Annotated in this window: 14 protein-coding genes; 12 read left to right on the top strand and 2 right to left on the bottom strand. The window is 32.1% G+C overall.

The genetic code is table 11. From position 1 onward, the window contains the following. The 11 genes from B2989_RS08880 to B2989_RS08830 form a co-directional block, all read left to right on the top strand. The coding region (locus B2989_RS08880) for a SufD family Fe-S cluster assembly protein (RefSeq protein WP_292947494.1) at positions 1–214 on the top strand (214 nt) is incomplete at its 5' end. A 5-nt stretch (positions 215–219) separates the two neighbouring features. Beyond that, positions 220–534: a hypothetical protein gene (locus B2989_RS08875; protein ID WP_292947491.1), complete on the top strand. Its 315-nt coding sequence runs from the start codon at positions 220–222 to the stop codon at positions 532–534. A 13-nt stretch (positions 535–547) separates the two neighbouring features. Then, positions 548–1,762 (top strand): aminotransferase class V-fold PLP-dependent enzyme, encoded by a 1,215-nt coding sequence (locus tag B2989_RS08870; protein WP_292947488.1) that lies wholly within the window; start codon positions 548–550, stop codon positions 1,760–1,762. 150 nt (positions 1,763–1,912) lie between these two features. Then, a complete protein-coding gene (locus B2989_RS08865; RefSeq protein WP_292947485.1) occupies positions 1,913–2,968 on the top strand; it encodes a zinc metalloprotease in 1,056 nt (351 codons plus the stop codon). Between the two features lie 81 nt (positions 2,969–3,049). Further along, complete coding sequence (locus B2989_RS08860; protein WP_292947482.1) at positions 3,050–3,865, top strand: META domain-containing protein; 816 nt, start codon at positions 3,050–3,052, stop codon at positions 3,863–3,865. An 88-nt stretch (positions 3,866–3,953) separates the two neighbouring features. Continuing rightward, positions 3,954–4,379, top strand: coding sequence for a SufE family protein (locus B2989_RS08855; protein WP_145004417.1), 426 nt, complete (start codon positions 3,954–3,956; stop codon positions 4,377–4,379). Between the two features lie 2 nt (positions 4,380–4,381). Then, positions 4,382–4,708: an SUF system Fe-S cluster assembly protein gene (locus B2989_RS08850; RefSeq protein ID WP_145004420.1), complete on the top strand. Its 327-nt coding sequence runs from the start codon at positions 4,382–4,384 to the stop codon at positions 4,706–4,708. 12 nt (positions 4,709–4,720) lie between these two features. After that, positions 4,721–6,556: an ABC transporter ATP-binding protein gene (locus B2989_RS08845; protein WP_292947478.1), complete on the top strand. Its 1,836-nt coding sequence runs from the start codon at positions 4,721–4,723 to the stop codon at positions 6,554–6,556. An 18-nt stretch (positions 6,557–6,574) separates the two neighbouring features. Then, positions 6,575–7,078, top strand: a complete 504-nt coding sequence (locus B2989_RS08840; RefSeq protein WP_292947475.1) for a DUF2480 family protein — start codon at positions 6,575–6,577, stop codon at positions 7,076–7,078. A gap of 116 nt (positions 7,079–7,194) precedes the next feature. Continuing rightward, positions 7,195–8,139, top strand: a complete 945-nt coding sequence (locus B2989_RS08835; protein ID WP_145004429.1) for a DUF3078 domain-containing protein — start codon at positions 7,195–7,197, stop codon at positions 8,137–8,139. Positions 8,140–8,221: 82 nt separating this feature from the next. Further along, positions 8,222–8,719 (top strand): DUF6265 family protein, encoded by a 498-nt coding sequence (locus tag B2989_RS08830; RefSeq protein WP_292947470.1) that lies wholly within the window; start codon positions 8,222–8,224, stop codon positions 8,717–8,719. Between the two features lie 11 nt (positions 8,720–8,730). Here the strand turns inward: B2989_RS08830 and B2989_RS08825 are convergent, their stop codons facing one another. After that, the gene (locus B2989_RS08825) at positions 8,731–10,992 is read right to left on the bottom strand and encodes a penicillin-binding protein 1A (protein WP_292947467.1); all 2,262 of its coding nucleotides are present in this window, start codon (positions 10,990–10,992) and stop codon (positions 8,731–8,733) included. Between the two features lie 321 nt (positions 10,993–11,313). Next, complete coding sequence (hflX, locus tag B2989_RS08820) at positions 11,314–12,543, bottom strand: GTPase HflX (RefSeq protein WP_292947464.1); 1,230 nt, start codon at positions 12,541–12,543, stop codon at positions 11,314–11,316. Between the two features lie 77 nt (positions 12,544–12,620). On the opposite strand from hflX, the gene B2989_RS08815 reads away from it, so the two are divergent. After that, the gene (locus B2989_RS08815; RefSeq protein WP_292947461.1) at positions 12,621–13,586 is read left to right on the top strand and encodes an endonuclease; all 966 of its coding nucleotides are present in this window, start codon (positions 12,621–12,623) and stop codon (positions 13,584–13,586) included. The last annotated feature ends 10 nt before the right edge of the window (positions 13,587–13,596 follow it).

The raw sequence follows: 13,596 nt of genomic DNA, 5'->3' as shown, positions 1-13,596 counted from the left end.
AAAATGTTCTCATGGTTGTACCATAGGTCAATTAGACGAAAGTGCTTTATTTTATATGAAATCTAGAGGTATTCCAGAAAAAGAAGCTAAAGGATTATTAATGTACGCTTTTAGTAACAACGTTTTAAAGTCTGTAAAAATTCCAGAATTAAAACAACGAATAACTAAAATTATAGCAAATAAATTAGGTGTTAATATAGGTTTTGACTTGTAAAAAATATGGATATTTTAAACACTTCAAACAAAACCTTTATTAAATTAATTAGTATTTGTTTGGTAATAGCAGCTGTAACAGGCACACTATTTTACTTTACAAAAGGTGGTTTTTTTGATGGTATATTACTAACTTTTGTAGGTCTGTCATGTACTTATATGTTGCTAGTTTTATCTGTATTTGTATTCAAAAATTTAATTAACTTCATGGCTAAAGGCAATATAAAGCTGATACACGTGGCTTTATCACTTGGTATAACATTAGCAATGTGTATTTATCTTTTTATACAGCTTTTTAATCTTGTAGCTAAAGAGTTTTAATTTATTTTCAATTATGTTAAATATCAATTTAATACGTAAAGATTTCCCAATACTTAAAAGACAAGTAAATGGCAAACCATTGGTATATTTTGATAATGCGGCAACATCGCAAACGCCACAACAGGTTATTGATGTTATTGTAGATTACTATTCTAATTACAATGCCAATATACATCGTGGCGTACACGCGCTAAGCCAAGAAGCTACAGATAAATATGAAGCTGCTAGACTTACAATACAAAAACACTTTAATGCTAATAAAACACAAGAAATTATATTCACTTCTGGTACAACACATGCTATAAATTTAGTAGCTAATGGTTTTACAAAATTAATAGATAAAGGAGATGAGCTCATTGTTTCGGCTTTAGAACACCACAGCAACATCGTACCTTGGCAAATGCTTTGCGAAAAAACTGGAGCAAAACTTAAGGTAATACCAATGACTTTAGAAGGTGAACTGGATATGGAAGCTTATACAGCTTTGCTTTCTGAAAAAACAAAACTTGTTTTTGTAAATCATATATCAAACGCTTTAGGAACCATAAATCCTGTAAAAACCATAATCGACCAAGCACATAAATTTGGCGCTGCAGTTTTGATAGATGGTGCACAAGCTTGTCCTCATATCAAACCTGATGTACAAGCATTAGATGTAGATTTTTATGTAACATCTGCCCACAAAATTTGTGGACCAACTGGTGTTGGTATGTTATACGGAAAAGAAGAGTGGCTTAATAAAATGGAACCTTATCAAGGTGGTGGAGAAATGATTGACCAAGTTACTTTTGAAAAAACAACTTATGCAGGCTTACCTCATAAATTTGAAGCTGGTACACCTAACATTTGTGGTGGTATTGCTTTTGGAGCAGCATTGGATTATATGAATGCTATTGGTTTTGATAAAATAGCTTCTTATGAAAAAGAGCTATTAGATTATGGAACAGAAAAATTGTTAGAAATTGAAGGTCTAAAAATTTATGGTACTTCAAAAAATAAAACTTCTGTGATATCTTTTAACTTGGAAGGTATTCACCCTTATGACGTTGGCACATTACTAGATAAAATGGGAATCGCTGTTCGTACAGGACACCATTGCGCGCAACCAATAATGACCTTTTTTAATATACCTGGTACTATTAGGGCGTCATTCGCATTTTATAATACCAAACAAGAAATTGATGCTTTAGTTTCTGGAGTTAAAAAAGCAAAAATGATGCTTTCATAAAATAACAACTCTAGATTATATTAAAAACGCTCAATAGAAATATTGAGCGTTTTTATATTCATATGTATTTCACCGAAAATGTAATAATATTTAGAATAAAAAGCTAAAAATTTATATATTTCACAAATGTTTAACAAAATATTAATATATATGAAGAAAACACTTTTATGCATGGCTGCTATTGCAATGCTATTTGCATCATGTAGTGATGACAAATCAGAAAACCTATCACAAGATCAAACACAAATAGACATGTCTGACTTTTACCTTTACACTGATGCAGATGTAGACGAAGCTTCGAGACAAGCTAAAGGTAGACCTGTATGTCACTCAATGGTTAATTTAAACAGACTACTTAACGAAAACCCTGGTTTAGACAAAAAAATGTATGATATTGAATATCAAACTAGATCACTAATCAGTGCAAAAGGGAAACCTGGAGGAGGAAATGGTAACGGAAATGGTGGAGGCTCTGGTGGAGGCGATCCGGTAGACAATTTAGGTGTTGTTAATATTCCTGTTTATGTTCATGTTGTATATAGTAATGCACAGCAAAATGTAAATGATCAACAAATTAACTCACAAATTAATGTTCTAAATAATGATTTTAGAGCATCAAATAACGATATAAATCAAGTCCCTTCTGACTTTGCTGGATTAGTAGCAGATTCTGAAATAAACTTTACGCTAGCAGGAACATTTAGACACTCAAATTCTACTTCTGCTTGGAGCACAAATGATGCAGTAAAAGCTGCTTATCCACCTGTAACACCATCAACTCACTTAAATATTTGGGTTTGTAATATTAGTGGTGGAATCTTAGGTTATGCTCAGTTTCCAGGTGGACCATCAGCTACGGATGGTGTAGTAGTACTTTACTCTAGCTTACCAGGAGGTTCTGCAGCACCTTATAACCAAGGTAGAACATTAACTCACGAAGTTGGTCATTACTTAAACCTTCGTCATATTTGGGGAGATGGAAGATGTAAACAAGATGACTTTGTTGCAGATACACCTTCTTCAGATGGTCCAAATTATGGCTGTCCTTCTTTCCCTACAGTAAACTGTAGATCTACAGACATGACAATGAATTATATGGATTATGTAGATGATGCTTGCATGTATATGTTTTCTGAAGGTCAAAAATCAAGAATGAGAACCATATTTCAATCTGGAGGATCAAGAGCTGCTTTAGTTGGAAATTAATATTTTATTGTTTTTATTTAAAAAGACGCCAACTTTGGCGTCTTTTTTGTATTATTAAGTTACACAATAAAAACTTTTATAATGAAAACATTTACTATAATTTTATTCTCTATACTTCTTAATAGTTGTGGTGCTACTCAAGATTCAACAAGCAATTTAAATCCAGATATGCAAAAAGCAACTCAAACATTAAATGGCGATTATAAAGTCACTCTTCTAGACAATCAATCAATAGTAGCCCAAGAGTTAACCCTATTATTTGACAGTACAACTAAACGCGTTTCAGGCTTTTCAGGATGCAATAATTTTTTTGGAAGCTATGAAATCAATAATGACAATATATCCTTTGGCAACTTAGCATCCACAAAAAAATTCTGTCAAGAAGACGCTAATGTAACTGAGCAAAATTATTTAAAAGTATTAGAAAACACTACAAACTTTAAAATAGAAGACAATATCATTACCCTTTTCAATAAAGAAACTGTCCTATTAAATGCTTCACCTGTAATAAACAATACAAGTCAAAAGCAAGATAATAGTCTAACATTTAAGTATACTGCATTTTCAAGAGGTACTTATACAATGATAAGTATAGATCAAAATACGGTTTCCTCGCAATTTAGTAGATCTGAAAAAGAAAACGTTACACCATGCAGTAAAGAAGATTGGAATGCTATTAAATCCTTATCAGATGCTATAGCTATTAAATCTTTAAACACGTTAGAGCCTCCAAGTACAGCACACCAATACGATGGAGCTGCTTCATCTAACTTAACGATAACTTTAAATGGAGAACAATATAGCACACCTACTTTTGATGCTGGAAATCCACCTAAAGAAATTGCAGATTTAGTGTCTAAACTATTAGAAATAGCTAAACCTGACACCAAAAAATAGATCAATAAATTCAAATCTATCTTTAAGAGTTATTTAGCAACTAATCACTGAATATTGATTAATTTTGTACTCTAAATTATTTTGATAAATGCAGACGATAAAAGAAATACAAGACGAAATTGTAGACGAATTTTCAATGTTTGAAGATTGGGAAGAACGTTATCAATACATGATTGATTTAGGAAAAACGTTACCGCTTATTGCACCTGAATATAAAACTGAAGACAATATTATTAAAGGCTGTCAAAGTAAAGTTTGGGTACATGCAGAAATGGATGATAATAAAATAGCATTTACTGCAGACAGTGATGCTATTATTACCAAAGGAATTATAGCCATATTGATTAGAACATTCTCCAATCAACATCCTAAAGATATATTGGATGCCAATACAGATTTTATTGATCAAATAGGGTTAAAAGAACATTTATCGCCAACTAGAGCCAATGGTTTAGTTAGTATGATAAAACAAATAAAATTATATGCCATAGCATATCAAACGCAACTACAATAATTATGAGTGATACAACTATAGATACAGCAGAATTAGGAGAAAAAATAGTAAAGGTTTTAAAAACAATTTATGACCCAGAAATTCCAGTTGACATTTACGAACTAGGATTAATATATGATGTTTTTGTTAACGAAGATTATGATGTAAAAATCCTAATGACACTAACAACACCTAACTGTCCTGTTGCCGAAACGCTTCCTTTAGAAGTTGAAGAAAAAGTAAAATCTTTAAACGATGTAAAAGATGCAGAAGTAGAAATTACTTTTGATCCACCTTGGACTCAAGACTTAATGAGCGAAGAAGCTAAGCTAGAGCTTGGTATGCTTTAATGCCAAATCAATATGGCTAGACATGCACCAAAATCGTTAAAAGAAAAAAACAAAACCAGTTTAAAAAAATCTTTTAGTGCTTTAATATATATTCCGCGATTTTTTAAAGAAATCTGGAATACCAATAAAACATTATTTTTAAGTTCGGCATTTTGTAGACTAATTGGTGCAGTATTACCTGTAATTATTTTATGGATTGGTAAAATAATTATAGATGAAATTATACTTCAAACTAAATTAGAAATTACAGATTTAACCCAACTTTGGACTTATGTTGGTATTGAGTTTGGGTTAATTGTCTTATCAGACCTAGTTAGTCGTGCGATACAATTAACAGATAGCTTATTAGGCGACGCCTACTCTATTGACACTTCCGTAAGAATTATTAAAAAAACCAATCAGATTGATATTAGCTTATTAGAAGACTCAGAGTTTTATGATAAACTAGAACGTGCTAGAACCCAAACTACAAGTCGTGTTGGATTAATGTCTAACGCACTTGGCGAAGTACAAAGCTTAATATCCATAGCGACTTTAGTTGCTGGTCTAATCTATTTTGAACCCTATTTAATAATTCTGCTTATCCTAAGTATTATACCAGCATTTATTAATGAAATCTGGTTTAGTCAACAACAATACTCTTTAGCAAGAGGTTGGACAGCAGAAAGAAGAGAATTAGACTACCTAAGGTTTATTGGAGCCAATGACAAAACAGCCAAAGAAATTAAGTTGTTTGGTTTAACAGACTTTGTTGTAGACCGTTTTAAAAACCTATCTCAAGAGTATTATGATTTAAACAAAAAACTAGCCATTAAACGATCTGCTTTAGGGTTTGTATTTAATGTTCTAGGGACTTTAAGTTATTATGGTGCTTACGTTTTTATAATATATCGTGTAATATCTGGTGTGATAACTCTAGGAGAATTAACCTTCTTATCAGGTGCTTTTAATAGACTAACAAGAAATTTACAGGACTTCTTTTCTAAATTTACACGTATTTCAGAAAGCGCTTTATATTTAAAAGATTATTTCGAATTTATAGATATTTCAATTCAACCAAAACATAACGAGGATATGCCTCTTCCTGAAAAAATAAAGGAAGGGTTTGAGTTTGTCAATGTTAAATTTTCTTACCCAGAATCCGACAATGAAATTTTAAAAGGCATCAGCTTTAAAATTAAAGCTGGCGAAAAACTAGCATTTGTTGGTCAAAATGGAGCAGGAAAAACCACATTAACCAAATTATTATTACGTTTTTACGAACCCACTTCTGGACAAATACTTTTAGATGGTGTTAATATTAATCGCTTTGATAAAGCAAAGTATCAAGCTTTTTTTGGTGTGATTTTTCAAGACTTTTTTAGGTATGAGTTTACAGTTAGAGAAAACATTGCAATAGGAGACATCAGTCAAATTGAAAATCAAGAAAAAATTGAAAACGCAGCCGAACTAAGTCTAGCCAATCAAGTCGTGTCAGAACTTAAAAAAGGATACGACCAACAACTTGGTAAACGTTTTGCAAAAGGACAAGAATTATCTGGTGGACAGTGGCAAAAAGTGGCATTAGCCAGAGCTTATATGAAAGATGCTAAAGTGATGATTTTGGACGAGCCAACATCTGCATTAGATGCTAAAGCAGAAAGTGACGTTTTTGAAAGATTTATAGGTCTAACCGAAGACAAAACTAGTATTATAATATCTCATAGATTTAGTACAGTAAGACAAGCAAATAAAATTTTAGTATTAGATGAAGGTCGCGTACTAGAAATGGGTACACATGAGGATCTAATGGCTAACAAGTCATTATATGCTGACTTATTTAAACTACAAGCAGAAGGATACCAATAATTATAACATATTTAAATTATGGCTGAAGAAATTATTAATCGCGTAGCAAATAGTAAATTAATTACACTAGACCTTGAAGATTACTATCCAAAAGGACAACGTGTTTTATTAGATATTAAAGATTGGTTGTTCCAAGAATTGGTTTTAAAAGAAAAAGATTTTAGAGAATATATCAAAAATCACGATTGGAGTCAGTACCAAAATCAATACGTAGCAATCACTTGTAGTGCAGATGCTATCATTCCGGATTGGGCTTTTATGTTATTGGTCGTAAATTTAGAACCTTTTGTCGAAAAGTGCCATATTGGAACACTAGAGGATTTAGAGACTTCCATTTACCAGGACATAATCAGTGCTATTGATGGTACAATATACCAAGATAAACCTGTAATAATTAAAGGTTGTAGTAACAAGCCAGTGCCTATAAACGCTTATGCTATGATAACTAACAAGCTTAAACCATATGCTAAATCTATCATGTATGGAGAGGCGTGTTCTTTTGTTCCTTTATACAAACGTTAATAACTCTGTTTATTATTTAAAACACTGACAATTAATAGTTTACATAATTTTTCTATTTTAGAAAAAATATAACTAAAGCGTATATTTGCAACCGTTTTATTTAAAACTTAAGATTTATGAAAAAAATATTATTAGTAGGAGCATTCTTTTTAGGATTAGTCTCTATGAATGCCCAAACAAAAGAAGAGTTACACACTCAAAAAGCAGAAAAGCAAGCAGCAGCTGATGCTTTACAAAGTGAAGCTGATGCTTTACAAGCTCAAATTGATGCACTTCCAGGTTGGAGAAAAGGTCTTTTTGGAACTATTGGTGGAAGTATTTCTAACTTTAGCAATTGGTATTCTCAAGGAACACCAAACAACGCTTCTGGAAACATCGGAATCTCATTAAATGCATATGCTAACTTAATTGAAGATAAATTTTTCTGGAGAAACTCTTTAACATCTAACCTTAACTGGGTAAAATTAGATAATAAAGACAATCCAAATGATGATGACAGTTTTAACCCAACGACAGATGTATTTAACATCTCTTCATTATACGGAAGAAACATAACTAAAAACTTTGCTGTTTCTGGTTTAGCAGAATACAGAACTACGTTATTAGACAATTTTAACGATCCAGGATATTTAGACGTTGGAGTCGGTGGAACTTGGACTCCTTTAGAAAATCTAATTGTTGTTGTACACCCTTTAAACTACAACTTTGTATTTGCAGAAAATGATGCAGTTTTTCAATCGTCATTAGGTGCAAAAATAGTTGCAGATTACACAAGACAAATTGGTGCTGTAAGTTTTAAATCTAACTTATCTACTTTCCAAAGCTACAAAAGCGGAGATTTATCTAACGTAACTTGGACAAACTCTTTTAGCTATACCTTATGGAAAATGATTGGTGTTGGTTTTGACTTTGGTTTAAGAAGCAACAAACAAGAAGCTTTAAACTATGAGTTAGGTCAGTATGATCCTTTAGCATTACCATTACAAGCGGTTCCAACTTTTGGAAACGTTGATAACAAATTACAATCTTATTGGTTATTAGGTTTAAGCTACAACTTATAATCTACAAACACTATAATTTAAAAAACGCGTTTCTAATCGAAACGCGTTTTTTTGTATCTTACTGTTTACAAGCCAATTACCAATGAAACTTATATATCTATTAGGACTAATTTTAATATTTACTGCTTGTAAAGAAAAAACACCAAAGACTGAAACAACTTTAAGCAATAGTTTTGATAAAATAGAACAACTACAGTGGTTAGTTGGACGTTGGAGTAATATCACAGAGCAAGAGCAATCTTACGAAAACTGGTTCAAAATTAACGATAGCACTTTAAAAGCACATAGCTATACATTAAAGCAAAATGACACAGTGTTTGCAGAACGTGTGACTTTACAACAAATTGATACTACAATTGCATTTACCGTTGTTGCCTATAAACAAAACGATGATAAACCTGTAACATTCATGCTTCAAAAGTTAAATGACAGCCTGTTTACTGTAAGCAATAATAAGCATGACTTTCCTTCTAAAATAACGTATTCTAATCCTGTTAGAGATTCTATTCATGCTTGGATAGAAGGTCAAATTGATAATCAACCTAGAACTATGGATTTTTATTACAAAAAAGCTAACTAGAACTAACTAATCTAATTGTCTTTATTGAATTGACGCTCGTTATCTTTTTTGCTAAACAATCGTTTAAAAAACCCATCGCGTTTTTCTTCTTCGCAATCCAATGCCTCCAAAACATCGCTTGAAGGTGCTTCAAAACGACTTTTTGTAATTGAATTATAGTTTAAATCTGCGTTTAGTTTTTGATAAAATTTCGCAAATATTGGCAATGCCGAGTTTGCACCTTGTCCCATTCCTGTGGTTTTAAAACCTATATTATAATTATCATTACCAACCCAATTTATTGTTACCAAGTTTGGTGTAATACCAACAAACCATCCATCCTTATTATCCTGAGTTGTCCCTGTTTTACCTGCTATACTATTGCTAAGTCCATAAGTAGATCGTAATCTAGCTGCAGTCCCAGAATTAACTGTGGCTTGCATTATTTGTAACATAACCTGTCTAGTATAATCGTTATAAGCTTTATCGGGATTTACTTCTGGTTTAAACGATACAATTTCTACACCATTTTTATCTTCAATTTTAGTAATAAAATATGGTTTTACAGATTGGCTATTGTTAACATAACTAGCGTATGCTCCTGCTAATTCTTTTATATTAATTTGAGCAACACCTAAGGCTAAAGACGGTTGGTTTGGAAGTGTACTAGTTATGCCTAATTTTTTTGCTTGTTTTAAAACCTTATCAATACCAACTTGATTTAAAACCTTAACAGCAATTGTGTTTAGCGATTGACTTAACGCTTTTTCTAGATTATAATTAATATGTGGATCTACGTCTGAAACACCAGAATTGGTTGGTGTCCAGTTTTTATAATCCGTGTAAGTTACTGCTTCTGGAGAAAAATAGGTACAAGGCTCCATACCATTATCTATTGCTGCTGTATACACAAAAGGTTTAAATGTAGATCCTACTTGACGTTGACTTTGTGATACATGATCATATTTAAAAAAGCGATAATCTATACCTCCAATATAAGACCTAATAGCACCAGACTTTGGGTCTAAAGCAATCATACCTGTATTTAAAAATTTTAAGTAGTGTTGCAAACTATCTATTGTAGATATATTTTGACTTTTAGTTTCTGTCCAATCAAACAACTCTACCTCATGCTTTATAGACAATGAATCCATAATTTGTGCATGATCTAAACCAGAAGCTTTAAATTTTTTGTAAGCTGGTAATGCTTTTATAGCCTTGTCAATTAACTTCTTGTTGGTTGTCCAAGGTGCGTTTTTACCATAAGATACTTCATAATCTTGCTGCAATTTGGTTAAATGTGTTTGCATAGCTTGCTCTGCATATTTTTGCATTTGAGAGTCTAAGGTTGTATAAACCACTAAACCGTCCTTATACAAGTCGTAAGCCTCTCCATTTGGCTTTTTATAACCTTGTAAGGTGATAGCTAATTCTTTTTTTAACTGAGCCCTAAAATAAGGTGCTAATCCTAAATCGTGATTAAAGGATTGGTAGTCTAATTTGACTGGTTTTTGTTTGGCTTGTGTAAATTGATTTTGATCTATATAATTATACTTAAGCATTTGCTGTAAGACTACATTACGTCTAGTTGTACTGCTTTGTAAATTTCGTCTTGGGTTGTAATAATTATTTGCTTTTAGTGTACCCACTAAAGTTGCTGCTTGTGGTAACGATAATTGTGTTGCAGATACATTAAAAAATTTACGTGCTGCGCTTTCTATACCATACGTATTATCAGGAAAAGGTACTGTGTTTAGGTATAGCGTAAGGATTTCTTGTTTAGAGTATATTTTTTCTATTCGTTTTGCGACTATTGCTTCTTTTACTTTGTTTATTATTGTGCTAAAAGCAATATGTTTATCTCTTCCAAATAAGTTTTTTGCTAGTTGTAAGGTTATGGTACTACCACCTCCTGAGGATTGATCCTGAAATAAAATGGTTTTAAAAAAAACACGCATTAGACTTATATTATCGACTCCGTTGTGATCATAAAATCTAACATCTTCTGTAGCTATTAGTGCGTCTAAAAGGTGTTTAGGAAACTGATTATAGGTTAAGGGTTGCCTATCGTAGATATAATATTTACCTATTAACTTACTGTCTTTATCTAATATTTGGGTTGCTTCTGCTTGTCTTAAATTTGTTAATTGAGAGGTATTTGGTAGTTTACCAAATGCACCCAAATAGATACTAATGTAAAAAACGACAGCAAAAAGTACAGCTGCAACCATTGCTATTGAAGCCCTTTTAACCCATTTATTTTTAAATAACACGTGTAGTTTTTGTTGTATCATGAGCTGTTATAACGCTAAAGTGTTGGTTTTATTTGTTTACAAAATTATTTAAATAATTCTGTTTTTTTATTATTTAATTGTTTTACTGGTATTACTTACTAGCTATTTTAAAAAGTTAAATAACATTGGAAAGCGGACTAAACTTTGCGGATTATTGCGATAAGGATTGAAACGGTATCCTTTTTTGAGGCACGAAAAAAAGATTTAGTGTAAAGCCTGGTTGCTTTTGGCTTTTTTTGCCAAAAGCAAATTGCCCAAAGCTTTGTTAACCATTTTGAGAAAAAAAACCCAAACGAGAGGTTTGGGTTTAAGTGATATATTTTATTCTTCTTCGCCTAGATTATCGTAATCATAATCTGGATACAGGAAGTGATTGTAAGGAAAACGTGTGACGTGTATGTCTCTAACCTCATCATAAACGCGCTTTTTAAAGTCTTCTAGATTACGTTTGTTTAATGCTGATATAAATAATGCGTTGTCCTCTCCTACGCGATTCATCCAAGTCTTTTTCCACTCGGCAAGACTGTAATGTTCTTCGGTGCGTTGGGCAATTAAATCGGTCTCGTCAAAAGGTTTTGCTTGGTAAGCATCAATCTTATTAAAGACCATGATTATTGGTTTGTCTGCACTTTTAATTTCGCCTAAAACTTTATTTACAGATTCGATATGGTCTTCAAAATTTGGATGAGAGATATCGACTACGTGCAATAGTAAATCTGCTTCTCTAACCTCATCCAATGTACTTTTAAAACTGTCTACTAATTGGGTTGGTAACTTGCGTATAAATCCAACGGTATCTGTTAATAAAAATGGTAGGTTTTGGATGACTACTTTTCTAACGGTAGTGTCTAGGGTTGCAAAAAGTTTATTTTCGGCAAAGACCTCTGACTTACTAACGGTATTCATTAAAGTAGATTTACCAACGTTGGTGTATCCAACTAGTGCAACGCGTACCATTTGTCCACGATTACCACGTTGGACAGACATTTGCTTATCTATAGTTTTAATTTTGTCTTTTAATAAGGATATCCTGTCACGTACGATACGTCTATCTGTTTCGATTTCGGTTTCTCCAGGTCCACGCATACCAATACCACCTTTTTGGCGCTCAAGGTGTGTCCACATACCTCTAAGTCTTGGTAATAGGTACTCGCATTGTGCCAACTCGACTTGTGTTCTGGCATAACTTGTTTGTGCACGTTGTGCAAAAATGTCTAATATTAAATTGGTACGATCTAAAACTTTTACATTTAAAATCTTACTTATATTACGCTCTTGAGATGAGGATAACTCGTCATCAAAAATTGCTGTGGTTATATTATTATCTTCTATATATAACCTAACTTCTTCCATTTTACCTGTTCCAATGTATGTTTTTGGATTAGGCATTTCCATTTTTTGGGTGAAGCGTTTTTTAACTTCTCCACCTGCAGTGAACGTCAAAAATTCAAGCTCGTCAAGATACTCTTTCGATTTCTCTTCGTTTTGCTCTTTAGTAACGACACCAATTAATACTGCTTTTTCAAGCTCTATATCTTTTTTTTCTAACATATAATAATTTATACTACAAAGTTACATAATTGTATCCATAATAAAATCGCTATTTTTAGCTCTCTAAATTTACAACATTGAATTTTAATTTTTTTAAATCAAAAGCAAATAAACAGACCATAGCTTTTTATAATATCGAAAATTTATTTGATATTTATAAAGATGACTTAACACGTGATACTGATTTTAATCCAACATCCGAAAAGCGTTGGACCATTAAAAGATACAATAATAAATTAAGAAAAATTGGTTATGCTATATCTAATATTGGCAGAAAAGAAACCAACTCTCATCCAGCAATTATTGGTCTAGCCGAAATTGAAAACGAAGCTGTATTAAAGGATTTAATAACCTCTAAACATTTAAAGGAATATCCATACCAATTTGTACACTACGATAGTAAAGATGAACGCGGTATTGACGTTGCCTTTATTTACGATACGACTAAATTTAAAGTTACAAACTCTGAAAGCTTTACGTTTAGTTTTACCGAAACTGATGGGTCGCAAGATTATACAAGAGATATTTTATTAGTATCTGGATTATTTTTGGATGAGCCTGTACATTTTTTAGTTAACCATTGGCCTTCTAGACGTACTGGAGATGTAGAAACGGAATACAAACGTATTACAGCATCTTCCAATCTTCAAGCCATTGTTAGTACTTTAAAGGAAAATATAACTGATGCCAAAATTATTATCATGGGAGATTTTAATGATGATCCTACAAGTAATAGTATTGAACAATTAGTGGCTAATCAAGGTTTATTTAATCCAATGGAAACCTTACTATCTATTGACAGAGGGACTACGAGCCATAACTTTGAATGGAATTTATTTGATCAAATTATAATAACGCATAACTTTTTAGAGCGTCAATCTAATACCTTAAGATTTGTAAAAGCAGATATATATGATGCTGACTTTTTAAAACAAATGGATGGTAAATATAAAGGCACACCTTATAGGACTTACGTTGGCAAACGCTACAAAGGTGGTTATAGTGATCATTTTCCGGTATACATGATTTTAAATAAAAAATAGAATTATGTAA

Source organism: Olleya sp. UBA1516 (assembly GCF_002323495.1).
Taxonomy (GTDB): Bacteria; Bacteroidota; Bacteroidia; order Flavobacteriales; family Flavobacteriaceae; genus Olleya.
Note: the sequence above shows the minus strand (reverse complement) of the source record. Positions and strands in the feature narration are given on the sequence as shown.

Coding starts and splice junctions, on each gene's coding strand:
- B2989_RS08855 (WP_145004417.1), top strand. CDS start 3,954: ATGCAGACGATAAAAGAAATACAAGACGAAATTGTAGACGAATTTTCA.
- B2989_RS08845 (WP_292947478.1), top strand. CDS start 4,721: ATGGCTAGACATGCACCAAAATCGTTAAAAGAAAAAAACAAAACCAGT.
- B2989_RS08870 (WP_292947488.1), top strand. CDS start 548: ATGTTAAATATCAATTTAATACGTAAAGATTTCCCAATACTTAAAAGA.
- B2989_RS08830 (WP_292947470.1), top strand. CDS start 8,222: ATGAAACTTATATATCTATTAGGACTAATTTTAATATTTACTGCTTGT.
- B2989_RS08865 (WP_292947485.1), top strand. CDS start 1,913: ATGAAGAAAACACTTTTATGCATGGCTGCTATTGCAATGCTATTTGCA.
- B2989_RS08840 (WP_292947475.1), top strand. CDS start 6,575: ATGGCTGAAGAAATTATTAATCGCGTAGCAAATAGTAAATTAATTACA.
- B2989_RS08875 (WP_292947491.1), top strand. CDS start 220: ATGGATATTTTAAACACTTCAAACAAAACCTTTATTAAATTAATTAGT.
- B2989_RS08850 (WP_145004420.1), top strand. CDS start 4,382: ATGAGTGATACAACTATAGATACAGCAGAATTAGGAGAAAAAATAGTA.
- B2989_RS08860 (WP_292947482.1), top strand. CDS start 3,050: ATGAAAACATTTACTATAATTTTATTCTCTATACTTCTTAATAGTTGT.
- B2989_RS08835 (WP_145004429.1), top strand. CDS start 7,195: ATGAAAAAAATATTATTAGTAGGAGCATTCTTTTTAGGATTAGTCTCT.
- hflX (WP_292947464.1), bottom strand. CDS start 12,543: ATGTTAGAAAAAAAAGATATAGAGCTTGAAAAAGCAGTATTAATTGGT.
- B2989_RS08825 (WP_292947467.1), bottom strand. CDS start 10,992: ATGATACAACAAAAACTACACGTGTTATTTAAAAATAAATGGGTTAAA.